This window comes from Paracoccus sp. (in: a-proteobacteria), from assembly GCF_030538695.1.
GTDB lineage: Bacteria > Pseudomonadota > Alphaproteobacteria > Rhodobacterales > Rhodobacteraceae > Paracoccus.
The window spans coordinates 18829-41321 of the sequence record NZ_JAUNTN010000015.1; the positions used below are offsets into that span (position 1 = coordinate 18829).

Annotated in this window: 20 protein-coding genes and 1 tRNA gene; 13 read left to right on the forward strand and 8 right to left on the reverse strand. The window is 62.1% G+C overall.

Annotation, left to right across the window (positions count from 1 at the left end):
• Positions 1-32 precede the first annotated feature (32 nt).
• The 5 genes from gltB to Q4G24_RS09810 form a co-directional block, all read right to left on the reverse strand.
• The gene (gene gltB, locus Q4G24_RS09790; protein ID WP_303366345.1) at positions 33-4586 is read right to left on the reverse strand and encodes a glutamate synthase large subunit; all 4554 of its coding nucleotides are present in this window, start codon (positions 4584-4586) and stop codon (positions 33-35) included.
• Between the two features lie 2 nt (positions 4587-4588).
• Complete coding sequence (locus Q4G24_RS09795) at positions 4589-5299, reverse strand: hypothetical protein (RefSeq protein ID WP_303366346.1); 711 nt, start codon at positions 5297-5299, stop codon at positions 4589-4591.
• A gap of 3 nt (positions 5300-5302) precedes the next feature.
• Positions 5303-6793, reverse strand: coding sequence for an NAD(P)-dependent oxidoreductase (locus Q4G24_RS09800; protein ID WP_303366347.1), 1491 nt, complete (start codon positions 6791-6793; stop codon positions 5303-5305).
• A 144-nt stretch (positions 6794-6937) separates the two neighbouring features.
• Positions 6938-7744 (reverse strand): undecaprenyl-diphosphate phosphatase, encoded by an 807-nt coding sequence (locus Q4G24_RS09805; protein ID WP_303366422.1) that lies wholly within the window; start codon positions 7742-7744, stop codon positions 6938-6940.
• Positions 7741-8733 (reverse strand): complex I NDUFA9 subunit family protein, encoded by a 993-nt coding sequence (locus Q4G24_RS09810; protein ID WP_303366348.1) that lies wholly within the window; start codon positions 8731-8733, stop codon positions 7741-7743. Before Q4G24_RS09810 ends, Q4G24_RS09805 begins: the two co-directional genes overlap by 4 nt.
• Before the next feature lie 197 nt (positions 8734-8930).
• Here Q4G24_RS09810 and Q4G24_RS09815 point away from each other — a divergent pair.
• From Q4G24_RS09815 to Q4G24_RS09825, 3 genes are all read left to right on the forward strand, one after another.
• Positions 8931-9015 (forward strand) — tRNA-Leu (locus tag Q4G24_RS09815).
• Between the two features lie 195 nt (positions 9016-9210).
• Positions 9211-10320 carry a hypothetical protein gene (locus Q4G24_RS09820; protein WP_303366349.1) on the forward strand — a complete coding sequence of 370 codons (1110 nt, stop codon included), beginning with the start codon at positions 9211-9213 and terminating at the stop codon, positions 10318-10320.
• Between the two features lie 12 nt (positions 10321-10332).
• Positions 10333-10905 carry a hypothetical protein gene (locus Q4G24_RS09825; protein ID WP_303366350.1) on the forward strand — a complete coding sequence of 191 codons (573 nt, stop codon included), beginning with the start codon at positions 10333-10335 and terminating at the stop codon, positions 10903-10905.
• Positions 10906-10968: 63 nt separating this feature from the next.
• On the opposite strand, the gene Q4G24_RS09830 is transcribed toward Q4G24_RS09825, so the two are convergent.
• Positions 10969-11415 carry an META domain-containing protein gene (locus Q4G24_RS09830; protein ID WP_303366351.1) on the reverse strand — a complete coding sequence of 149 codons (447 nt, stop codon included), beginning with the start codon at positions 11413-11415 and terminating at the stop codon, positions 10969-10971.
• Between the two features lie 148 nt (positions 11416-11563).
• On the opposite strand from Q4G24_RS09830, the gene Q4G24_RS09835 reads away from it, so the two are divergent.
• From Q4G24_RS09835 to Q4G24_RS09870, 8 genes are all read left to right on the forward strand, one after another.
• A complete protein-coding gene (locus Q4G24_RS09835; protein WP_303366352.1) occupies positions 11564-12178 on the forward strand; it encodes a ribonuclease D in 615 nt (204 codons plus the stop codon).
• Positions 12179-12187: 9 nt separating this feature from the next.
• Positions 12188-13135: an SIS domain-containing protein gene (locus Q4G24_RS09840; RefSeq protein WP_303366353.1), complete on the forward strand. Its 948-nt coding sequence runs from the start codon at positions 12188-12190 to the stop codon at positions 13133-13135.
• Positions 13135-13716, forward strand: a complete 582-nt coding sequence (locus tag Q4G24_RS09845) for a hypothetical protein (RefSeq protein ID WP_303366354.1) — start codon at positions 13135-13137, stop codon at positions 13714-13716. Before Q4G24_RS09840 ends, Q4G24_RS09845 begins: the two co-directional genes overlap by 1 nt.
• Before the next feature lie 19 nt (positions 13717-13735).
• Positions 13736-14212: a lipopolysaccharide transport periplasmic protein LptA gene (lptA, locus tag Q4G24_RS09850; RefSeq protein WP_303366355.1), complete on the forward strand. Its 477-nt coding sequence runs from the start codon at positions 13736-13738 to the stop codon at positions 14210-14212.
• Positions 14209-14955, forward strand: a complete 747-nt coding sequence (gene lptB / locus Q4G24_RS09855; protein WP_303366356.1) for an LPS export ABC transporter ATP-binding protein — start codon at positions 14209-14211, stop codon at positions 14953-14955. Before lptA ends, lptB begins: the two co-directional genes overlap by 4 nt.
• A gap of 140 nt (positions 14956-15095) precedes the next feature.
• On the forward strand, positions 15096-15671 hold the full coding sequence (raiA, locus tag Q4G24_RS09860; protein ID WP_303366357.1) for a ribosome-associated translation inhibitor RaiA: 576 nt from the start codon (positions 15096-15098) through the stop codon (positions 15669-15671).
• A gap of 66 nt (positions 15672-15737) precedes the next feature.
• The gene (locus tag Q4G24_RS09865) at positions 15738-16202 is read left to right on the forward strand and encodes a PTS sugar transporter subunit IIA (RefSeq protein WP_303366358.1); all 465 of its coding nucleotides are present in this window, start codon (positions 15738-15740) and stop codon (positions 16200-16202) included.
• A gap of 26 nt (positions 16203-16228) precedes the next feature.
• Entirely contained in the window at positions 16229-16900 is a 672-nt protein-coding gene (locus Q4G24_RS09870; protein ID WP_303366359.1) for a hypothetical protein, read from the forward strand.
• Between the two features lie 34 nt (positions 16901-16934).
• On the opposite strand, the gene Q4G24_RS09875 is transcribed toward Q4G24_RS09870, so the two are convergent.
• The gene (locus Q4G24_RS09875; RefSeq protein WP_303366360.1) at positions 16935-17804 is read right to left on the reverse strand and encodes a branched-chain amino acid aminotransferase; all 870 of its coding nucleotides are present in this window, start codon (positions 17802-17804) and stop codon (positions 16935-16937) included.
• Positions 17805-17945: 141 nt separating this feature from the next.
• Here Q4G24_RS09875 and Q4G24_RS09880 point away from each other — a divergent pair, with 141 nt between their 5' ends.
• On the forward strand, positions 17946-18464 hold the full coding sequence (locus tag Q4G24_RS09880) for a MarR family winged helix-turn-helix transcriptional regulator (RefSeq protein ID WP_303366361.1): 519 nt from the start codon (positions 17946-17948) through the stop codon (positions 18462-18464).
• A gap of 1 nt (position 18465) precedes the next feature.
• Positions 18466-19173 (forward strand): response regulator, encoded by a 708-nt coding sequence (locus Q4G24_RS09885; RefSeq protein ID WP_303366362.1) that lies wholly within the window; start codon positions 18466-18468, stop codon positions 19171-19173.
• A 428-nt stretch (positions 19174-19601) separates the two neighbouring features.
• On the opposite strand, the gene secA is transcribed toward Q4G24_RS09885, so the two are convergent.
• Positions 19602-22307 (reverse strand): preprotein translocase subunit SecA, encoded by a 2706-nt coding sequence (gene secA / locus Q4G24_RS09890; RefSeq protein ID WP_303366363.1) that lies wholly within the window; start codon positions 22305-22307, stop codon positions 19602-19604.
• Between the last annotated feature and the right edge of the window lie 186 nt (positions 22308-22493).

Here is a 22493-nt window from a genome sequence, read left to right on the forward strand (position 1 = left end):
ATGGTCAGGTCGCTGACCGCATTTAACGGGCCTTACTCTGCCGGGATCGCCGCCAGATCGCCGGTTTCCGCCAGAGGATGCGGCAGGTGGCGCAGCATTTCACGCGGGCAGATTTGCAGGAAGTTGGCCTTTTCCTCGTCCCATTTGGCAAGGATGTCCTGCGCCCGGCGGCTGCCGGTTTCGCGGGCATGGGTCTGAATCAGGTCGTGCAACTGGTTTTCCCAATGCGCGACCGTGACCGGGCAAGTGGCCAGCGATTCCATGTTGATGTAATCGCCCGCCACGCCCTCGGGGTCGTAAAGATAGGCCATGCCGCCGGTCATACCCGCGCCAAAGTTCGCGCCGATCCGGCCAAGGATGACCGCCACACCGCCGGTCATATATTCGCAGCCGTTGGTGCCGCAGCCTTCGATCACCACCTTTGCGCCGCTGTTGCGGACGGCGAAACGCTCGCCCGCGCGGCCTGCGGCGAACAGATAGCCGTCGGTTGCGCCGTAAAGCACGGTGTTGCCGATGATGACGTTATCAGCGGCTTCCAGCGGCGAGATCATTGGCGGGCGCACCACGATCGTGCCGCCCGACAGGCCCTTGCCCACATAGTCGTTGGCATCGCCCGAAACCTCGATCTTCAGCCCCGGCGCGGCAAAGGCCCCCAGCGACTGCCCCGCGCTGCCGGTCAGTTTCACCGTCAGATGGTCGCGTTGCAGCTTGTTGCGCATCCCGAAGGTCTGCACGATCAGGCTGGAGGTGCGGGTGCCGACGGTCCGTTCCGTGTTGCGCACGGCATAGGACAGTTGCATCTTTTCCCCGTCGGTAAAGAAGCGTTCGGCGTCGCGGATGATTTCCGCGTCCAGCGTGTCCATCACCGCATTGCGCGGCTTGGAGCGGTCGTAAACGATCTTGTCCCAGCCATCGACGGTAATCAGCAGCGGGTTCAGGTCCAGATCGTCCAGATGCGCCGCGCCACGGCTGACCTGAGTCAGCAGATCGGCACGTCCGATCACCTCGTCCAAGGACCGTGCGCCGATGCTGGCAAGGATCTCGCGGACTTCTTGCGCGTAAAAGGTGATCAGGTTCACGACCTTATCCGGGGTGCCGTTGAACACCGCGCGCAGCTTTTCGTCCTGCGTGCAGACGCCCACGGGGCAGGTGTTCGACTGACACTGGCGTACCATGATGCAGCCCATGGCGATCAGCGCGGCGGTGCCGATGCCGTATTCCTCGGCCCCCATCATTGCCGCCATCACGATGTCGCGCCCGGTGCGCAGCCCGCCATCGGTGCGCAGGGTGATACGCTCGCGCAGGCGGTTCATCGCCAGCACCTGATGCGCTTCGGTCAGGCCCATTTCCCACGGCAGGCCCGCAAATTTGATCGAGGTCGCAGGCGAGGCCCCGGTGCCGCCGTTATGGCCGGAAATCAGGATGATGTCGGCCTTGGCCTTGGCCACGCCGGCCGCGATGGTGCCGACGCCGGAACCGGCGACCAGCTTCACGGTGATCTTGGCGCGCGGGTTGATCTGTTTCAGGTCATAGATGAGCTGCGCCAGATCCTCGATCGAATAGATGTCGTGGTGCGGCGGCGGCGAAATCAGCGTCACGCCCGGCGTCGAGTGCCGCAGCCGTGCGATCAGCGACGTGACCTTCATGCCCGGCAACTGCCCGCCCTCGCCGGGCTTGGCACCCTGCGCAACCTTGATTTCCAGTTCCTCGCAGGCGTTCAGATATTCCGCCGTGACCCCGAACCGCCCCGACGCCACCTGCTTGATCTTGGCGCAGGGGTTGTCGCCATTGGGCAGCGGATGGCTGTGCGCCGGGTCTTCGCCACCCTCGCCGCTGTCGGATTTCGCGCCGATGCGGTTCATGGCGATGTTCAGCGTCATATGCGCCTCGGGCGACAGCGCGCCAAGGCTCATCCCCGGCGTCACGAAGCGCTTGCGGATCGAGGTGATGCTTTCCACTTCCTCGATCGGCACCGGCTTGCCCAGCGGCTTGATGTCCAGCAGGTCGCGGATGTGGATCGGCGGGTTCGCCCGCATCGCGGCGGAGAATTGTTTCCACACATCATAAGACGCGCGCTCGCAGGCCAGTTGCAGCAGGCGCATGGTGTTCGCCTCCCACGCGTGTTTCTCGCCCGAGCGGCGCATTTTGTAGAAACCGCCCACTGGCAGCAGATCGGCGCTGTCGCTGTGGAACCCCTTCTGGTGGATTTCCTCCAGCTTGGCTTGCAACCCGTGAAGACCGATGCCGGAAATGCGGCTGTGCATACCGGGGAAATATTCCGCCACCATGGCGCGCGACAGGCCCACGGCCTCGAAATTCAGCCCGCCGCGATAGGACGAGATGACCGAAATCCCCATCTTGGCCATGATTTTCAGCAAGCCGCCGTCAATCGCCTCGCGATAGCGGTTCATTGCATCGGTCAGGTTGCTGTCCAGCAACCCGCGTTCGATCCGTTCGGCCAGGCTGTCCTGCGCCAGATAGGCGTTGACCGTGGTCGCGCCACAGCCGATCAGCACGGCGAAATAATGCGGGTCGATACATTCCGCCGACCGCACGTTGATCGAACAGAAGGTCCGCAACCCCTTGCGCACCAGCCAGCTATGTACTGCGCTGGTCGCCAGAATCATCGGCATCCCGATGCGGTCCGGTCCCTGCTTTTCATCGCTCAGCACGATATGGCCCGCGCCGGAACGCACGGCGTCCTCGGCCTCGGCGCGGATGCGGGCCAGCCCTTCGGCCAGCGCCTCTTGCCCCGCGCCATCGGCAAAGGTGCAGTCGATCTGCGTCACGCTGCCCGCAAACATCCGCAGCAGTTCGGCAAACTCGCCATTCGCAAGGAACGGGCTTTCCAACTGGGTGATTTCGGTCTGGCTGCTGCTTTCGTCCAGCACGTTTTTCAGGTTGCCGAACCGGGTCTTGAGGCTCATCACCCGCGTTTCGCGCAAGCTGTCGATGGGCGGGTTCGTGACCTGCGAAAAGTTCTGGCGGAAGAAATGCGCCAGCGGGCGGTATTGCTTGGACAGTACCGCGGCGGGGGTGTCGTCACCCATCGAGGCCAGCGATTCCTTGCCATCCTCGGCCATGGGGGCCAGCACGCTTTCGATTTCTTCGATGGTGTAGCCCGCTGCGATCTGGCGGCGGCGCAACTCATCTCCGGTGAAACTGGCGGTTTCCGGCAGGCGGGCCATCCCTGCGGACGGCTGGACGACCTTTTCGATCCATTCCCCGAAAGGCTGGCTGGCGGCCAGACGGTCCTTGATTTCCGTGTCGTGATACATGCGCCCGTCGCGCATATCGACGGCGATCATCTGACCCGGACCCAGCGCGCCTTTCTCGCGTACGCTGGCCTCGTCGGTCGGCACCATGCCGACCTCGGACCCGGCGATCAGCAGGTTATCCCCCGTTACCACATAGCGCATCGGGCGCAAACCGTTGCGGTCCAGACCGCCGCAGACCCAGCGGCCATCGGTCATTGCCAGCGCGGCAGGGCCGTCCCACGGCTCCATCACGGCGTTGCAATAGGCATACATATCCGCCCATGCTTTTGGCATGTCGGTGGTCGCCTTGGACCAGGCTTCGGGAACCAGCATCGTCTTGGTCATCGGTGCCGAGCGGCCCGAACGCACCATCACCTCGAACACCGCATCCAGCGCGGCGCTGTCGGATGAACCTGCCGGAACGATCGGCTTGATGTCCTCGGCCCATTCCCCGAACGCGCTGGAGGCCATGCGGATTTCATGGCTGCGCATCCAGTTCAGGTTGCCTTTCAGCGTGTTGATCTCGCCGTTATGGGCCAGCATACGGAACGGCTGCGCCAGCCACCATTGCGGGAAGGTGTTGGTCGAATAACGCTGGTGGTAAATCGCAAAGGCAGATTCGAAACGCGCGTCTTTCAGGTCGGGATAGAACTCGGCCACCTGCTCGGCCAGCATCATGCCCTTGTAGATGATCGAGCGGCAGGACAGCGAGGCGAAATACAACCCGTTGATCTGCGCTGCGATGGCCGCGCGTTCGATGCGGCGGCGAATGATATACAATTCGCGCTCGAAGGCTTCGGCGTCGATGCCTTTTTCGTTGCGGATCAGGATTTGTTCAATTTCCGGGCGGGTCGCATTGGCCTTTTCGCCAAGCACGGCGGTGTTCACCGGCACATGCCGCCAGCCATAGATATAATGGCCCATCCGGATGACTTCGGTTTCGACGATGGTCCGGCAGGTTTCCTGCTGCGCGAAATTGGTCCGGGGCAGGAACACCTGACCCACGGCAATCAGCTTGTCCTGATCGGGTTCATGGCCGGTGCGGCGGATCTGGTCGTAAAAGAACGGCACCGGGATCTGGACGTGAATCCCCGCGCCATCGCCGGTTTTGCCATCCGCATCCACCGCGCCGCGATGCCAGATCGCCTTCAGCGCGTCGATGCCGTTCTGCACCACCTGACGGCTGGCTTTGCCGTCGATGCTGACCACAAAGCCCACGCCGCAGGACGAATGTTCATCATCCGCGCGGTAAAGGCTGTTTTCGGCCATCCAGTTGCGGCGGGCTTCTTCCTGTTCCAGCCAGTCAGTCGCTTGCATGTTCTGATCCATCGTCAGAGACCCTTTTCATAAATCAGCCCAAGGCCGTAAGTTTCAAAGCGCACCATCTGCATCCCGCAGTTATATTCGGGGGTGATGCTGCCAAAGCCGCGGTCGCCGGGGAAATCGAACCGCGCCGGTGTGCCGTCAAAGGTTTCGACATTACCCTCGGCGTCGGTGATGGTTTCGGTTCCGGCGTAAAAGCGGCCATGTTCGCGGCTGATGAACTGTTCGCCTTCGCGGGTCATCAGCAGGTTGCCGTCCTGATCGCTGGTCGTCAGGTGAAATCGGGTGCGGTCCAGCACCACGCCGTCGATGGTGGCGGTTTCGCCGCTCAGCTCGTCATGGCCCACATGGTTCAGCAGCCCGCCACCCTCGATCCGGGTCCAGAAGTCGAAATCGTCGCGCCCGGTTTGGGCCAGACGGCTGAACGAGGCGTCCACCGGGCCGCCCTCGACCAGCACTTCGCTGATGCCGCTGACCGGGGAATAGCTTTCCAGCCAGCGGGTTTCACGGTCAATGCGCGAGATATAGGTGGCACCGTCGGCGCCATAAATGACCGTGCGCATATCGCCGGGCTGGTCGTTTGCGCAGATCAGATGCTGTTCGACGGTGCAGCCGTGGTTTTGCACCGTGACCTGCAACGTGCAGCCCTCGGGTGGCGAGAAGGTCTGTGCCGTGGCTGGGGCCGCCAGCAGGGCGGCGATCAGGATGAAGGGGCGCATCGCTTATTCCGCTGCAATCCGTTCGGCACCCGACAGCCATTGGTTGATCTGGTCAGCGGCCTCGCGCCCGTCGCGGATCGCCCACACCACAAGGCTGGCCCCGCGCACGATGTCGCCTACCGCGAAAACGCCGGGCAGGCTGGTCATATGGGTGCCGAAATCGGCCTTGATCGTCCCCCAGCGCGTGACTTCCAGCCCGTCCACGCCCCACAGTTTCGGCAGATCCTCGGGTTCAAAACCCAGCGCCTTGATGACCAGATCGGCGGGTTCGTCGTAATCCGCGCCCTCGATCAGCTCCGGCGACTGGCGGCCGGTGACATCGGGCTTGCCAAGGCGCATTTTCTGGACCCGGACCGAGGCAATCTGCGGCTGTTCGCCGCCCGCCACGTCGGCTTCCTGCGCCTGTGCAGCCTCGCCGGTGACATGGCCGCTAAAGGCCCCCGGCGCGGACAGCCACACGAAATCGACGCCTTCTTCCTCGGCGTTCTGCACTTCGCGCTGCGAGCCGGGCATGTTGGCGCGGTCGCGGCGATACAGGCATTTGACCGAGACCGCACCCTGACGGATGGCGGTGCGGACGCAATCCATCGCGGTGTCGCCGCCGCCGATCACCACCACGCGCTTGCCGGCGGCGTTCAGCTCTCCGTCCTCGAAATCGGGGATTTCGTCGCCAAGGTCCACGCGGTTGCTGGCGGTCAGATAATCCAGCGCCCGCACGACGCCTTGCGCCGCCGCATTGTCGATATCCAGATCGCGGGTCTTGTAAACGCCGGTTGCAATCAGCACCGCGTCATGCTTGCCGCGAATGGCGTCAAAGGAAATATCCTCGCCCACATTGGCGTTCAGGACGAATTCGACGCCGGAATCTTCCAGCAGGCGGTTGCGGCGCTCGACCACCTCTTTTTCCAGCTTGAAACCGGGGATGCCATAAATCATCAGCCCGCCCGCGCGGTCGTGGCGGTCGTAAACCGTGACCTGAAAGCCCATGCGCCGTAGCCGGTCGGCAGCGGCCAGCCCGCCCGGACCTGCACCGATAATCCCGATGGATTCGCTGCGCTCCTCGGTGATGGTGGCGGGCTTGACCCAGCCGTTTTCCCATGCGGTATCGGTGATGTATTTCTCGATCGCGCCGATGGTGACGGTGCCATGGCCTGATTGTTCGATCACGCAATTGCCTTCGCACAGTCGGTCCTGCGGGCAGATGCGGCCGCAGATTTCGGGAAAGGTGTTGGTTTCCTGCGACCGGGCATAGGCCTCGGCCAGACGGCCTTCGGCGGTCAGGCGCAGCCAGTCTGGGATGTTGTTGTGCAGCGGGCAATGCGATTGGCAATAAGGCACGCCGCATTGGCTGCATCGGCTGGCCTGTTCGGCAGCCTTTTCGGCGGCGAATTCGCGGTAGATCTCATGGAAATCCTCGGTGCGGTCAGAGGCCGCGCGTTTTTCGGGCATCTGACGCCCGACCGAGACGAATTTCAGCATCTTTTGCGTGGCCATGGCTGCGCATCCTTGTTTCTGGTCAAGGCTGCGATAGCGCAAGGGAAAAGCGATAAAAAGGCAGCTATGCTGACCTAAATGCAAGATTTGTGCGCGCGGCGCTGAAAAAACGATCTTTCGGCGCGCAAATTAGGTCAGCATTACTTACGCACCCACCCAAAGCGCCAGTAACGCCACGCTGCCGACAATGATTCGCCACCATGCGAACAGCGCATAGCCGTGATGCGAGACGTAGCCCAGCAGCCAGCGCACCACCACGACCGCCGCCAGAAAGGCGCAGACAAAGCCGATGATGACATTGCCAAGTGCCGCCCCGGTCAGCATGTCCTGATTCTTGTAAAGATCATAGGCAAAGGCCCCGGCCATGGTCGGCATGGACAGGAAAAAGCTGAACTCTGCCGCGGCGCGTTTGCTGGCCCCCATCAGCAGCGCGCCGACGATGGTTGAACCCGACCGCGATACGCCGGGGATCATGGCAAGGCACTGGATCACGCCCACGGCAAAGGCGACGGGCAGGGGAAAGTCCTCGGCCTCGTGATAGCGTGGGTTTTGCGCCATGCGGTCCACGAACAGCAGGATCACACCGCCAGCAATCAGCATGACAGCAATCAGCATCGGGGTTTCGAACAGCACGTCCTTGATGAACCCATGCGCCAGAACGCCGATCACCACGGCCGGCAGGAACGCCAGCAGGATCGCCAGAATAAAGCGCCGGTTACGGGCGTCATGCGGCGCGGTGCTGAAAATCTGCCACAGCCGCCCGGCATAGACACCCAAAATCGCCAGAATTGCGCCAAGCTGAATCAGCACCTCGAACGCGCGACCGGGCGAATCAAAGCCAAGGAAATGCCCGGCCAGCAGGATATGCCCTGTTGACGAAACCGGGATGAACTCGGTCAGCCCCTCAAGCAGCCCGAGGATCGCGGCGACAATCGTGCTGTGTTCCATTATTGCGGGTGCCGCAGGTTCTTGGCCGAAGCCTTGATCGTCTCATATTGGCCGGAAGGACGGAAGCGCCACAGGTATTCCGGGAGGATCAGCGCGGTAGAGCTGGGGGTGATGTCCAGATCGGCAAAGGTTTTCACGCCTGAATCAGCCACCACATTGTCCGTGCGCAGGCTGCGCACCTGATCCACGGTCAGCATCCGGTTCGTCACCAGCCCGCCGGTCAGGAATTGTACGGCGTCAAAGCCGAAGCCCACGAATTCGCCCATGGCAAAGGGCAGGTTGATGACCAGACGGCGGCGGTCCACGGTTTTCAGCACCTGGCCCACGACGTCGCGCAGGGTCAGCACATCGGGGCCGCCAAGCTCATAAATACCAGCCGCGGCCTGCCCTTCGGCGGCCTTGGCGGCGGCCTGCGCCACATCCTCGACCCAGACGGGTTGCAGGCGGGTCTTGCCGCCGGTGATCGCCATGACCGGACCCAAGCGGCTGAGTGCGGCAAACTTGTTCAGGAAACTGTCGCCCTGACCGAACATCACCGAAGGTCGCAAAATCACCGCGTCGGGGCGGTGTTTCAGGACCTCGGCCTCGCCCTCGGCCTTGGTACGGGCATAGTTGCTGATGGATTCGGCATCGGCGCCAATGGCCGAGACATGCACCATCTGCGCCACGCCGGTTTCTGCGGCAATCCGCGCCACACGGCCTGCGCCCTGAACATGCGCGCCGTCAAATGTGTTCTTGCCCTCGCGCACCAGCAGGCCCACGCAGTTAATGACCGCATCGGCCCCGGCCATGGCGGCGCGCACCGACAGATCGTCGCGGATATTGCACAGCACCGGCACCACCTGACCAACCGCGCCTGCGGTTTTCAGAAACAGCGCCTCATCGGGGCGGCGCACGGCGACACGGACCCGCCAGCCGTTTGCGGCCATGATCCGGGTGATCTGCCGGCCAAGAAAACCAGAACCGCCATAGATGGTGACAAGTTTCGACATCGCGTTTTCTCCGCAAATCCAAGCCATCAGCGGCCCCGCCGCCTTGTTCTTTCGCGTGATAGCGCGGCGGGCCTTCGCGGGCAAGCATCAGGGCTGAAACCGGGCATGACAAACTGTTTCGCATTTTATGAAAGTTTTTTCGAAAAACCTGTTGACGGCCCCCGATAACACCTTTAGAAGCCCCCCTCACGCGACCGGCCCAGGTGGCGGAATTGGTAGACGCGCACGGTTCAGGTCCGTGTGCCGCAAGGCGTGGAAGTTCGAGTCTTCTCCTGGGCACCAACGCTTCAAGAAGCCGCTGCAACCGCAGCGGCTTCGTTGCTTTCCGGGCTTTGTTTTCTGATTTTTCAGTAAGTTACCCCGCAGGTTTCCGTTTGGTGGCGGGTTCTTGCCGCTTGTCTTGCGCGGTCATGGAACTGTCATATGCCGCGCCTAGCCTTTGCCTGTATCCGTTTGGGTAGGGATGGAGAGGCTGCTATGAAGGCTTTGGCTGTCGGGGCGTTGCGCCATGATATTGCGGTTGTTCGGCCGCAGGCGGGTGGGCTGGCGATGGGGGCGAGGGCACTTGCCGCATTGCCGCAAAAGCCAACCCCGGCACCGGATGCGTCAGAGCGCCAGCCGTATAACGGCGGGATCATCGGCGGCCTGCCGCGCGAAGAACCGCTCAGCACCCCGCGCGAGCAAGAGCTGGACACGCAGATTCGCACCAATCTTGCCGACAAGCCCGATGCGTTGGCCGCCTATGAAGATCTGCTGGAGACAGATGCTTTTACGCGCACCAGCGTTGGCCATGGTGCTGCCGATTCGCGTGTTGCCTTGCTGGAGCAGGTGCAGAACTATCCCGAAGCGGATGTTATCCGTGATCTTGGCCGCCTTGGTGAACGCGAATGGTTCCGCGAGCAATCCTTTGAGGACAAACAGCGTTCGGCCAAGATGGTGGCCTTTAACGTCAGTGACACGACCCCCGGTGACAATCAGACCCGGCGCAACACGATTGATCGTATCCTGTCGAGTGATGATGTCGATGTCGGCTGGACCAGTATCGACGCGCCGAAAGGGTCGGTGACATACGGTCAGGCGGGTGAAAAGGGGCTGCTGTGGTGGCGAAAGCCCTATATCGAGCTGAACAGCGATCTTGTGCCTGCCGGACCGGATAAGATCGATCCTTCGGATGGTGATGCTGTTCATGTCGTGTCAAACACGCTTGCGCATGAGATCAACCATACCATCACCCCCGGCGGGAACGAACAGTCCTATGGCTATTTCATGGACGAATACCGGGCTTGGTATGTGGGTTATCAGGCGGAAAACGGCCATCCGCCAAGCGCCCGTGATGCCTATGACCGGGCCAGCTATCTGACCGCCAGCGAAACCGGCAGCTATGGGAATATTGGCAAGGCGTTTCGGGATGAGGGCAGCGAGGATCAAAAGCAGATCGTTGCGTTTATGGCGCAACTGATGGGGCTGGACCCGGCGACGGCAAGTTTTGAGGATGTGAACGACTTTCACAACTTCAACAATCGTGGCCCGGCACCTGCGCCAGTTCCGGCCTTTTCGGATGATCCGAATAATCTCGACAATGGCTGACAGGGTGCAATGATGCGGGCTGGATTGATAGGGCTGGTGATGGGTGTGACGATGAATGGTGCGATACAGGCCGAAACCCCGGATCAGGCGGCGCAGGCCCAGATTGCGGCGCTGACAGGTGTCCCGGCGCAGGCATTGCAACTGTCGCCGGTGCAGATTCCGGGGTTGGCCTGCGGGCTGGTCGATGCGCTGGACATGCGGGTGAAAGGCCCCACGGCCGCGCAGCTTGTCGTGCAATTGCCCGAGGGTTGGGCGCTGGTTGATTCCGGCGATATGGGGCTGCGGGTGCTGGATGCCTGCGCGCATGAGGACAGCGACCCTCGTGCTTTGGCCGGATTGTTGGCGATGCTGCATCAGCCGCGGCTTGATGCCTTGTCTGAGGTGCGGCTGGCGCTGGTCGATACGCTGCTGCGCAAGGCCGGGGTTGCGTTTCAGCCGCCGGAAAGCCGCCGTGAGGGCGCGGCGCAGCATGTCAGCTTTATGGCGCTTGGCCCGGATGGTCAGTCCTTGCTGCGGGTCGATGCAAGGTGGCAGCGCGGCAACAGCCTGACAATCACGCCCGAGGTGCTTGCGACGGTTCGTTAAGCCGCGCCTATGGCCGTGAAAAACCCCGGCGCAAGGCCGGGGTTTGTCGTTTCGAAGCGGCGCTTAACGGCGTGCGGCAGGCATTTCCGTGCGCTGGATCAGGAAGGACTGACCGGCGGGGCCGGACATCACGACGCTGTGCTGCGTCTGTGCGACCATGCCCATGGAATATTTCATCAGGTTCAGGCCGTTGGTTTCCTGCTTGCCCGCAGTACCACCGCAGCTTTGTACGATGCCCGAGGGCGAACCGATGGTGATGACGTTGCCATCCATCGAGAAGGGTGCGGTAAAGGTGTTGCAGCCCAGGTTGGCCTCCATCACCAGCCCGTTGAAGCGCATATAGGTGGACATCGGGTTTTCGGTCTTGATGCCGCCGATGCTTTCGATCCGCCACAGGCCTTCCAGCCCGGCGGGGGTTTCATCGGCAACGCGCTGTGCGGGCGTCGGGCCGCAGGCCGCAAGGGCGGCAAGGGTCAGCGCGGCGGGGATCATCGTCAGGCGATTGAACATGGTGATTCCTTAGAAATGTGGCAGCATTTTGATGGGCAACGAAAATACTGCCGGATTCGTTCCCGTGAAGTGCAATCCTGCGTGATGGGCTGGAAAATACCGTGATGGTGATTTATTCGCCGCATAAACGCAGATTTCGGGGCCATCCATGACGATTCACCTTTATCAGAACGATTTGCCAGACGGGCTGGACCTTGGGTCCGTCGTGGCGATTGATACCGAGACGATGGGCCTTGACCCGCGCCGCGACCGTTTGTGCCTTGTGCAACTGTCGGGGGGCGACGGCGAGGCGCATTTGGTGCAGATCGCCCGTGGTCAGACCCATGCGCCCAATCTGGTGCGGCTGCTGACTGATCCGAATGTGGTCAAGCTGTTCCATTTCGCCCGGTTCGATATTGCCGCGCTGGAAAGTGCCTTTGGCGCGGTGACGGCCCCGGTCTGGTGCACCAAGATCGCGTCCAAGATGGTGCGCACCTTTACCGACCGGCACGGGCTGAAATACCTGTTGTCGGAACTGGTCGGGGTGGATATTTCCAAGCAGCAGCAGACAAGCGACTGGGGTGCCGAGGATCTGACCGATGCGCAGCTTGAATATGCGGCCAGCGATGTTCTGTATCTGCATAAGCTGAAAGACGTGCTGGAGGCCCGGCTGGAACGTGAGGGCCGCGCCGGTCTGGCGAAGGCCTGTTTTGATTTTCTGCCCGCCCGTGCGCATCTGGATTTGATGGGCTGGGGGGATGAAACCGACATCTTTCGTCACTAGGTTCTGACCATGACCGCTTATCTCGACACCGCCCGCCGCGTGATCCGCACCGAAGCCGAAGGGTTGGCCCTGCTGGCTGACAGCCTTGGTGACAGTTTCGACCGTGCCGTTCAGATGGTTCTGGCGGCCAAGGGGCGGGTGATCGTGTCCGGCATGGGCAAATCCGGCCATATCGGGCGCAAGCTGGCGGCGACGCTTGCCAGCACCGGCACGCCCGCGCAATTCGTCCACCCGGCCGAGGCCAGCCACGGCGATCTTGGCATGGTCACGCAATCCGATGTGGTGCTGATGCTGTCCAACAGCGGCGAAACGCCCGAACTGGCGGATATGATTGCCCATACGCGACGATTTTCGATCCCGCTGATCGGGGTGGCGTCGCGTGACGGCTCGACCTTGCTGCGACAGTCGGATGTGGCGCTGTTGTTGCCGCCCGCGCCCGAGGCTTGCGGGACGGGCATTGTGCCGACCACCTCGACCACGATGACGCTGGCGCTGGGCGATGCGCTGGCCGTGGCGCTGATGGAGCATCGGCATTTCACCCCCGAACATTTCCGCACCTTCCACCCCGGCGGCAAGCTGGGTGCGCTTTTGGCAAGCGTGGGTGATCTGATGCACCGCGACGATCTGCCGCTGGTGGCCGAGGACACACCGATGACCGAGGCCCTACTGACCATCAGCCAGAAGGGCTTTGGTGTCACCGGCGTGACCGATGCCGATGGCCGGCTGACCGGGATTATCACCGACGGCGATTTGCGGCGGCATATGGATGGGCTGCTGGATCGGCGCGCGGCGGATGTGATGACCCGCAACCCGCGCACCATTCAGCCCGATCAACTGGCCGAGGCCGCGCTGGCGCAGATGCAGGACCGCAAGATTACCTGCCTGTTCGTCGAGGAAAACGGCAAGCCTGCCGGTATCCTGCACATCCATGACTGCCTGCGGGCCGGGATGCTCTGATGGACCCGCGCGCCAGCATCCCGTTGCGCAGCAAGGTGGTGGCGATCCTGCGGGTCGCGCTGCCACTGGCGGCACTGGCGATTCTGTCCACGCTGTTCCTGTTGTCGCGCAAGGCCGACCCGGATGCGGCGATTCCCTATGTCGAGGGAGAGTTGCGTGGCGATGGTCCCGGCATTACCGCCCCCGCCTATTCCGGCGTGGCTGACGACGGCACGCAACTGACCTTCCGTGCCGCCTCGGTCAGCCAGACCGGCGAGGGGGCGGCCGCGGATCAGGTTTCGCTGAACTGGCTCAGCCCCGACGGGCGTGAGGCGCAGGCCCGCGCCCTGACCGGCAGTCTGGACGGCGACCGGCTGGTGCTGGATGGCGGTGTGCGGCTGTCCACCTCGGACGGCTGGCAGGTGCAGGCCCCACGGCTGGAGGGCACCACCGACCGTTCCACGCTGGATGCGCCGGATGGGATTGCCGGGCAGGCACCGCTTGGCGCGATCGAGGCCGGAGCGATGCGCCTGTCACGCAATACCGATGGTCATACGCTTCTGGATTTTACCGGCGGCGTGCGTCTGCTATACCAGCCCTGATCCCGTCATAGAGGTTCCCATGTTCCGCGCCAGCCTGACCGCTTTTGCCCTGCTTGCCGCGCCCGCATTGGCGCAAACCACCGGATTTGGCGCGATGCAGGCCGACACCAAAGCCCCGGTGCAGATGACCGCCGACAGTTTGCAGGTGGATCAGACCGGCGGCAGCGCGGTGTTCAGCGGCAATGTGGTGATCGGGCAGGGGGATATGCGCCTTGGTGCCAGCCGGGTCAGCGTGACCTATGCACAAGGCGACCGCAGCCGTATCCAGTCGCTGCACGCCAGCGGTGGGGTGACGCTGGTCAGCGGCCCTGACGCCGCCGAGGCTGCCGAGGCCGTTTATGATGTGGACGCCGGAACCGTGGTGCTGACCGGCAATGTGATTCTGTCGCAAGGGCCGAATGTGCTGACCGGCAACCGCATGGTGATCGACCTTGGTGCAGGCACCGCGCAGGTCGATGGCCGCGTGCAATCCGTGCTGGAGCCGACCCGCCCATGACCGAAGAAGCCGTCTTGCCGCAAGGTCTTTCTGTCCGGGCGATGCGCAAATCCTATCGCAACCGCCCGGTGATCCGCGATGTGTCCATGGACCTGAAACGTGGCGAGGTCGTGGCCCTGCTGGGGCCGAATGGTTCGGGTAAGACGACCTGCTTTTACGGTATCGCCGGGCTGGTGCAGGCCGATGCAGGGCGGGTCAGCATCGACGGGCAGGACGCGACGCGCCTGCCGATGTATCGCCGTGCGCAGCTTGGTATCGGTTATCTTCCGCAGGAAATGTCTATTTTCCGGGGGCTGACGGTCGAACAGAACATCATGGCCATTTTGCAGGTCGCGCATAAGGGCCATCGCAACCGTCAGGACCGGCTGGAAGAATTGTTGGGTGATTTCTCGATTGCGCATCTGCGCAATGCCCCGGCCATGGCTTTGTCGGGTGGCGAGCGGCGGCGGGCGGAAATTGCCCGCTGTCTGGCCTCGGACCCGAAATATCTGCTGCTGGATGAACCTTTTGCGGGCGTGGACCCCATCGCCGTGGCCGAGATCCGGGGGCTGGTCCATGACTTGAAACAGCGCGGTATCGGGGTGCTGATTACCGACCATAACGTGCGCGAAACCCTTGGGATCGTGGACCGCGCCTATATCCTGCATGACGGCCACCTGATCAAATCCGGCACCACGCAGGAAATCATCGCGGACCCCCGCGTACGCGAAGTTTACCTGGGCGACAGCTTTAGCATGAATTGACCGCAATCCGGTTGACTTCGCCCGCCGGTTGTCACCAAATATCTATATGAGGCGGGTATTTGACCGTCTCTGAAACCACCTGACCGGCCCGCCGTGCCGGTGCGGCGCGCGGGCCAGTCGGGCAACCGAAAGGACTTGCGATGCGCTATCAGATCAGCGGAAAACAGATTGATGTGGGCGATGCCCTGTCAACCCATGTCAAGGAACAGCTTGGCGAGACGCTGGGCAAATATTCGCAGCGTCCGACCGATGCCACGGTGATCTTTTCCCGCAATGCGCATCAATTCCAATGCGAGGCGACCGTGCATCTGTCCACCGGCCTGAATGTGCAGGCCACCGGGCAGGCAACCGAGATTTACGCCGCTTTCGAGGCTTGCCGCGAAAAGATGGACAAGCAGTTGCGCCGCTATAAGCGCCGGCTGAAGGATCACAACAAGGACCGGACAGGCCCGGTTGAATATGCGGCGGCGGGCATGTATGTGCTGCCCGCTGATGAAGATGAGTGGGAATCGCAGGATGGCGACCTTCAGCCCATCATCATCGCAGAGATGGAAAGCCGGGTGCCAACCCTGTCGGTCGGTGATGCGGTGATGCAGATGGAGCTGGCAGGTGCGCCCCTGCTGGTGTTCCGTAACGAGAAACATGGGGGCGTCAACGTCGTTCACCGTCGCGATGATGGCAATATTGGCTGGATTGACCCCCGCAACAGTAAATAGGTCGCCATGCGGCCTGAAAAAGCCACGGTCAGGCATCTGGCCGTGGTATAGGGATGGCCAAAGGCAATGCAGATCAGCGATATTCTAAGCCCCGGATCAGTGCGCAGCCTGAACAACGTCAACAGCAAAAAGCGTCTGTTGCAGGAACTGGCCGAGATGGCGCAGGCTCAATACAGCCTGCCTATTGCTGCGACGCTTGATGCGTTGCAGGAACGTGAAAGCCTTGGGCCGACCGGCGTGGGGCATGGGGTGGCGCTGCCTCATGCGCGGCTGCATGGGCTGGATAAGGTCGTGGGCCTGTTTATCCGGCTGGAAAAACCGCTGGATTTCGACGCGGTGGACCGCCAGCCCGTCGATCTGGTGTTCGGCCTGCTGGCTCCGAACAAGGGCGGGGTCGAGCATCTGAAGGCGCTGGCGCTGGTTTCGCGTAACCTGCGCGATGCGGCGTTGCGCGACAAGCTGCGGGCAAACACCGACCCGGTGGCGCTGCACGCGGTTCTGGCGGCGGCCAATGGGGTGAAGCTGGCGTAAGGCGGGGCGCTGCCTGCGGGCGGATCATGCGACGGGTGTTTCTGGCAAGTCTTGTTGCGCTTGGTTATGCCAATCTTGGCCCTGCGCTGCTTTTGCCTGATGCTTGGCGGATCGAGCCGGGATGGCTTGGGTATATCCTTGGAGCCAGCGTTTTCTTTGTCCTTATTGCACCCTTTTTGCCGCTTTGTGCCGCAATAACGGCGTATTTCACCACATGGCGACTGGTTGACAGGCTGGCTGTTACGCTGGCCCTGATTGTGGGGGTGGTCGGGCTGATAGCCTGCGTTATCAGCCTGTTGCTCTCGGGATCATGGTTGGTTTTCGTGCATGGTGTCATGTTGTGCTGTGCTGCGGGGGCCGGCATCCTGATGCTGGGGCGTTTGCGACGGGTTGTGATGCTGGTGCTGGCGATCCTTGGCGTGATTGCCGGTTCCGCGAAATCCATCAGCAAAGGACAGCCTTATTGTCTGGCTATATCAGGAGCAGGCCCGGTATCGTCATTGGCTGATCTGCGGGGGTTTGCCTTTTATACTGCGGTTCCTGACAATCCCCACGGGGTTTTGTTTGTCCAGAATGGCGCAGAGATGCGCAGCTATAGCTGGTCGCCGCGCACGGCGCGATTCGTCCCTGCGGGGCGGCCGCAAGTGGTTGCCTGTCCGCCCCGAGCAAAGTTTCTGACCTCGCTGCCGCTGATCTGAGGCACTGCTCTGAGGTCGGGGCTTTCATCGCGTCTTAACTGCGCACCAATGCTTCGTAAGCCTCGGCAATGTCACGGGTCACTTGCCCGACAGTAAAGCGGTAATCCCCGATTTCGGCAACAGGTGTCACCTCTGCTGCCGTGCCGGTCAGAAAACATTCTTCGAAACCGGCCATTTCTTCGGGTTTGATGCGGCGTTCATGGACGGTCACGCCACGGTCGCGCAGCATGGCGATGACGGTCTGACGGGTGATACCGTTCAGGAAGCGATCGGCGTCGGGGGTATGGACCTCGCCATCCTTGACGAAAAACACGTTCGCGCCGGTGGCTTCGGCCACATAGCCTTCCCAATCCATGAACAGCGCGTCGGAGCAGCCCTTGGCCTCGGCCGCGTGTTTGGACATGGTGCAGATCATATACAGTCCCGCCGCCTTGGCCGCCGTGGGGATGGTGCGCGGGTCGGGGCGGCACCACTTGGCGATGTCCAGTTTTGCACCCTGCCATTTCGCATCGCCGTAATAAGCTCCCCATTCCCACACGGCGATGGCCAGATGCACCGGGTTGCGGGCCGCTGACACGCCCATATCAGGGCCGGAGCCGCGCCACATCACCGGGCGCACATAGGCGTCGCGCAGCCCGTTGGCGGCCAGAACCGCATCCTTGGCGGCGTCGATTTCCTCGGCGCTATAGGGCGATTGCATATCCAGCAAACGCGCGGATTCGATCAGGCGCAGGGAATGTTCGTGGCTTTTGAAGATCTTGCCGGAATAGCAGCGTTCGCCCTCGAACACCGAACTGGCATAATGCAGCGCATGGGTCAGGATATGCACCTTGGCATCGCGCCATTCCACCAGCTTGCCATCCATCCAGATCTTGCCGTCGCGGTCGTCATAGGTGCCGATCATGCTCATTCTCTTTGCGATAATTTCGTTTTAGCCATATAATTGCGCATAAAATTGCGCAATATCTGGTCCCGGCTAACAATTCATTCTTGGAAAGTCAACGCCTCTGTCCTAATAAGGTGCGACCAACAGAAAGGACCGCGCATGGCCGACCCTGCCCGGATCACGCCACCCTCGGGTGAGACGCTGCTGTTTCTGACCGATGACCAGCTTCGCCGCGGGATCGAGGCGATGTTCTTTGCATATCGCGCCTTTACTGCTGACCCGGATGCGATTTTGCAGGAGATGGACTATGGCCGCGCCCATCACCGGGCGCTGCATTTCATCCAGCGTGAACCGGGGCTGACCGTGACCGCGCTGCTGGATGTGCTGGGCGTGACCAAGCAATCGCTGAACCGGGTGCTGCGCACGCTGATCGAGGACGGGCTGGTGGACAGCCGTATCGGTCGCCGCGACCGGCGCGAGCGTGAGCTGCGTCTGACCTCCGAAGGCGAGGCGCTGGAGCGTCGTCTGTCCGAGGCGCAGCGCGCGCGGATGCGTGCCGCCTATCGCAGCGCCGGACCGCAGGCCGTGGCGGGTTTCCGGCAGGTGCTGGAGGCGATGATGGACGCGCAGACCCTGCGGCAGTATCAGGCGATGAAGGACATGCCCGAGGATGCCTGACATGGACGAACCCGACAGCCACATCCTGATTGTTGACGATGACGAGGGTATCCGCAGCCTGCTGCGCCGTTTCCTGATGCGCAGCGGTTATATGGTCACGACGGCCCGCGATGCGGCGCAGGCCCGGCGGCTGTTGTCGGGGTTGGCCTTTGACCTGATCGTGCTGGATGTGATGATGCCGGGCGAGGATGGATTCAGCCTGACCCGCGATCTGCGCCGCAAGATCGACACACCGATTCTGCTGCTGACGGCGCGGGGCGAGACCGGCGACCGCATCGAGGGGCTGGAAAGCGGCGCCGATGATTACCTGCCTAAGCCGTTTGAACCGCGAGAGCTGCTGCTGCGCATTGCCGCCATCCTGCGCCGTGTGCCTCAGGCTGAACCTGCGGGGCCGAAGTTTCTGGGCCTTGGCCCGATGCGCTATGATCTGGCCAAGGGGGAATTGTGGCAGGGTGACAGCCTGATCCGCCTGACCAGCACCGAGGCCGCGCTGCTGAAACGTCTGGCCGAAACGCCGGGGGAACCCGTCAGCCGCGCCGACTTGATCGAAGACCTTGGCCGCAGCCCATCGGATGAGGGCGACCAGTCCGAACGCGCCATCGACGTGCAGATCACCCGCCTGCGCCGCAAGATCGAGGCCGACCCGCGAGAGCCGCGCTTTCTGCAAACCGTGCGCGGGGCGGGCTATATGTTGCAGGCGGATAGCTGAAGGCCGCCGCGACGCTTTCCGGGGCGCTGCCCCGGACCCCGGGATATTTAAGTGAAGAAGAAAGCGGGGTGGCTCTGCGTCCAGACAGTGGCCAGCCTGATGCGCTGCGGCGCGGATAGGGGCTACTGTTCCCGATCATTGCCTTCATCATTGCAAGTTGCTGCATAAAGCCCCGTCTTTGGGCGATTATGGCCAGTCGTGCAGTTTCAGGGGATGTTCGGCTGGCGTCTGAGGGGGACGGCTTTGCCGTTGGAAATCCGGTATTGGTTTTGGACGTGTGCCGGGGGGGATCCGCGAACCGTTCTGGCGCGGTTTTGGGCCAGAAGATTGACGGGGTGGGGAAATTGTCTTTGCTGTTCAGCGGGGCAGGTCAGCCCTTGGATCATCGGTTGCCTCAAATGGAAACGGGGGCCGAAGCCCCCGCAAGATCAGCTCAACCGCCCGTGGCAGTGTTTGAACTTTTCGCCCGAGCCGCAGGGGCAGGGGTCGTTGCGCGACGGGCTGCCCCAGGTTTCGGGATCGTTTTCGTCGAAACCGGGGGCGCGGGCGGTGACGGGACCGCCTTCGGTATCCTCATGTTCGGCGTGTGAGGTCGAAACGGCGGCCTCTTGCTGCGTCCGGTATTGGGCCAGCATCTGTTCGCGTTCCGCATCAGTCAGCGGGCGGATTTGCGCGAGTCGCTGGGTCACGTCGCTGCGCAGACCGTCCAGCATGGTTTCAAAAAGCTGGAAGCCTTCGGTCTTGTATTCTGACAACGGGTCGCGCTGGGCATAGCCGCGGAAGCCGACGACAGAGCGCAGATGCTCCAGCGTGATCAGGTGATCGCGCCATTTGCTGTCGATCATCTGCAACAGCACCTGCTTTTCGATCTGGTGCATGTTTTCGGCGCCGAATTGTTCCGCCTTTTCATTCATATAGCCATCGGTGGCCTGCTCCAGCCGTTCGCGCATGGCATCCTGATCGACGCCATCTTCGGCGGCCCAGTCGGCCAGCGGCAGGTTCATGTTCAGCCGCTCCATCACGGCTTTATGCATCCCCTGCATATCCCATTGTTCGGCATAGGTTTTCGGCGGCATGAAGTCATCGACCAGATCATCAATCACTTGCAGGCGCATGTCGCGGGCGACCTCGGCCACCTCGTCGGATTCCATGATCTCGCGGCGCTGGCTGAAGATTGCCTTGCGCTGGTCATTCATCACGTCGTCGAACTTGAGCAACTGCTTGCGGATGTCAAAGTTGCGCCCCTCGACCTTGGCCTGTGCGCGTTCCAGTGATTTGTTGACCCAGGGGTGAACGATGGCCTCGCCCTCTTTCATCCCAAGGCGGGACAGCACCGCCTCCAGACGTTCCGAGCCGAAAATCCGCATCAGATCGTCTTCCAGCGACAGGAAGAACAGCGACCGCCCCGGATCGCCCTGACGGCCCGAGCGACCGCGCAACTGGTTGTCGATGCGGCGGCTTTCGTGGCGTTCGGTGGCCAGAACGAACAGGCCGCCCGCGTCCAGAACCGCCTGTTTATCGCCGGCATGTTCGGCCTCGATCCGCTCGCGCAGGGTGTCGGGGTTGGCCTCGGGGTCGGCGTCAAGCGCCTGCATGACCTTGATTTCGACATTGCCGCCAAGCTGAATATCGGTGCCGCGGCCGGCCATATTGGTGGCGATGGTAACGGCACCCAGCTTGCCTGCCTCGGCCACGATATAGGCTTCCTGCTCGTGCTGGCGGGCGTTCAGCACGTTATGAGCAATCCCCGCCTGCGTCAGCATCTGCGACAGCATTTCGGATTTTTCGATGCTGGTGGTGCCGACAAGGATCGGCTGGCCCTTGGCATGTGCTTCCTGAATCGCCTCGATCACGGCCTGATATTTCTCGGTGCCGGTGCGATACACGCGGTCGTGTTCGTCCACGCGCTGAATGGGGCGGTTGGTCGGAACCTCGACCACGCCCAGCTTGTAGATTTCGGCAAATTCGTCGGCTTCGGTGGCGGCGGTGCCGGTCATGCCGGACAGTTTGTCGTAAAGGCGGAAGTAGTTCTGGAACGTCACGCTGGCCAGCGTCACGTTTTCGGGCTGAATCTCGACGCCCTCTTTTGCCTCGATCGCCTGATGCAGCCCGTCGGACAGGCGGCGGCCTGACATCATCCGGCCGGTGAACTCGTCGATCAGGACGATTTCGCCGTCGCGCACGATATACTGCTGGTCACGGTGATACAGCGTATGCGCCCGCAGCGCCTGCGTGACATGGTGAACGATGGTGGTGCTTTCGGGATCATAGAGCGTCTGCCCCTCGGGCAGCACGCCTGCCTGCGTCAACCGCTGTTCGAGGAACTCATTCCCTTCCTCGGTAAAGGTGGCGTTGCGGGTCTTTTCGTCGATCTTGTAATGCTCTGGCTGCAACTCCGGCATGAAGGCGTCCAGCGTGCGATACAGCTCGGAACGGTCCTGCGAGGGGCCGGAAATAATCAGCGGGGTGCGGGCCTCGTCGATCAGGATGCTGTCCACCTCATCGACGATAGCGAAGAAGTGATCGCGCTGGACCATATCTTCCAGCGTCGCCTTCATGTTGTCGCGCAGATAGTCAAAGCCAAGCTCGTTATTCGTGGCATAGGTCACATCAGCGGCATAGGCGGCGCGCTTTTCGTCGTCGGGCTGCTGCGGATAGACAACGCCGGTGGTCATGCCAAGGTGGCGGAACACCTTGCCCATCCATTCGGCGTCACGTTTCGCCAGATAATCGTTGACGGTAACGACATGCACCCCCTTGCCCGCCAGTGCGTTCAGATAGGCAGGGAAAGTGGCAACAAGGGTCTTGCCCTCGCCGGTTTTCATCTCGGCAATGTTGCCTTGATGCAGGAAAATCCCGCCCATAAGCTGCGTGTCAAAGGCCCGCAGGCCAAGCGCCCGGCGCGCACCCTCGCGGCAGATGGCAAAGGCTTCGGGCAGCAGCGCGTCAAGGCTTTCGCCGTCTTGGGCGCGGGCCTGCAATTCGCGGGTTTTCTCGACCAGTTGGGCGTCGCTCAGCGGCTGAATATCTGCCTCCAGCGCGTTGATCTGCGCCACCAGCGGGCGGGCGCTTTTGATTTTGCGGTCATTGGGCGTCCCAAAGACCTTTTTCGCCAATTTTCCAAGTCCGAGCATCAAGGCATCCTAAGCAGGCAGTCGCGTTTGGGTGAAGGCGTGTTGCGGACACTTGCCCGAACCCTCCGCCTTGCCTATCAAAGGCCCGAATAAAAGGGCGGAAGCGCCTTTCCGGTTGTTGCCGGATGTATGCGCCGCCTGCCAGTCTGTCAACGCTTGCGCCCCGAAAGCGCGGCACCGAACCCC

What these genes read in the sequence shown, in the direction of transcription:
- Q4G24_RS09840 (WP_303366353.1), top strand. Translation starts at nt 12,188, where the DNA reads ATGACCGCTTATCTCGACACCGCCCGCCGCGTGATCCGCACCGAAGCC.
- Q4G24_RS09830 (WP_303366351.1), bottom strand. Translation starts at nt 11,415, where the DNA reads ATGTTCAATCGCCTGACGATGATCCCCGCCGCGCTGACCCTTGCCGCC.
- Q4G24_RS09865 (WP_303366358.1), top strand. Translation starts at nt 15,738, where the DNA reads ATGCAGATCAGCGATATTCTAAGCCCCGGATCAGTGCGCAGCCTGAAC.
- Q4G24_RS09820 (WP_303366349.1), top strand. Translation starts at nt 9,211, where the DNA reads ATGAAGGCTTTGGCTGTCGGGGCGTTGCGCCATGATATTGCGGTTGTT.
- secA (WP_303366363.1), bottom strand. Translation starts at nt 22,307, where the DNA reads ATGCTCGGACTTGGAAAATTGGCGAAAAAGGTCTTTGGGACGCCCAAT.
- Q4G24_RS09800 (WP_303366347.1), bottom strand. Translation starts at nt 6,793, where the DNA reads ATGGCCACGCAAAAGATGCTGAAATTCGTCTCGGTCGGGCGTCAGATG.
- Q4G24_RS09870 (WP_303366359.1), top strand. Translation starts at nt 16,229, where the DNA reads ATGCGACGGGTGTTTCTGGCAAGTCTTGTTGCGCTTGGTTATGCCAAT.
- Q4G24_RS09885 (WP_303366362.1), top strand. Translation starts at nt 18,466, where the DNA reads ATGGACGAACCCGACAGCCACATCCTGATTGTTGACGATGACGAGGGT.
- Q4G24_RS09810 (WP_303366348.1), bottom strand. Translation starts at nt 8,733, where the DNA reads ATGTCGAAACTTGTCACCATCTATGGCGGTTCTGGTTTTCTTGGCCGG.
- gltB (WP_303366345.1), bottom strand. Translation starts at nt 4,586, where the DNA reads ATGGATCAGAACATGCAAGCGACTGACTGGCTGGAACAGGAAGAAGCC.
- Q4G24_RS09875 (WP_303366360.1), bottom strand. Translation starts at nt 17,804, where the DNA reads ATGATCGGCACCTATGACGACCGCGACGGCAAGATCTGGATGGATGGC.
- raiA (WP_303366357.1), top strand. Translation starts at nt 15,096, where the DNA reads ATGCGCTATCAGATCAGCGGAAAACAGATTGATGTGGGCGATGCCCTG.
- lptB (WP_303366356.1), top strand. Translation starts at nt 14,209, where the DNA reads ATGACCGAAGAAGCCGTCTTGCCGCAAGGTCTTTCTGTCCGGGCGATG.
- Q4G24_RS09835 (WP_303366352.1), top strand. Translation starts at nt 11,564, where the DNA reads ATGACGATTCACCTTTATCAGAACGATTTGCCAGACGGGCTGGACCTT.
- lptA (WP_303366355.1), top strand. Translation starts at nt 13,736, where the DNA reads ATGTTCCGCGCCAGCCTGACCGCTTTTGCCCTGCTTGCCGCGCCCGCA.
- Q4G24_RS09845 (WP_303366354.1), top strand. Translation starts at nt 13,135, where the DNA reads ATGGACCCGCGCGCCAGCATCCCGTTGCGCAGCAAGGTGGTGGCGATC.
- Q4G24_RS09880 (WP_303366361.1), top strand. Translation starts at nt 17,946, where the DNA reads ATGGCCGACCCTGCCCGGATCACGCCACCCTCGGGTGAGACGCTGCTG.
- Q4G24_RS09795 (WP_303366346.1), bottom strand. Translation starts at nt 5,299, where the DNA reads ATGCGCCCCTTCATCCTGATCGCCGCCCTGCTGGCGGCCCCAGCCACG.
- Q4G24_RS09825 (WP_303366350.1), top strand. Translation starts at nt 10,333, where the DNA reads ATGCGGGCTGGATTGATAGGGCTGGTGATGGGTGTGACGATGAATGGT.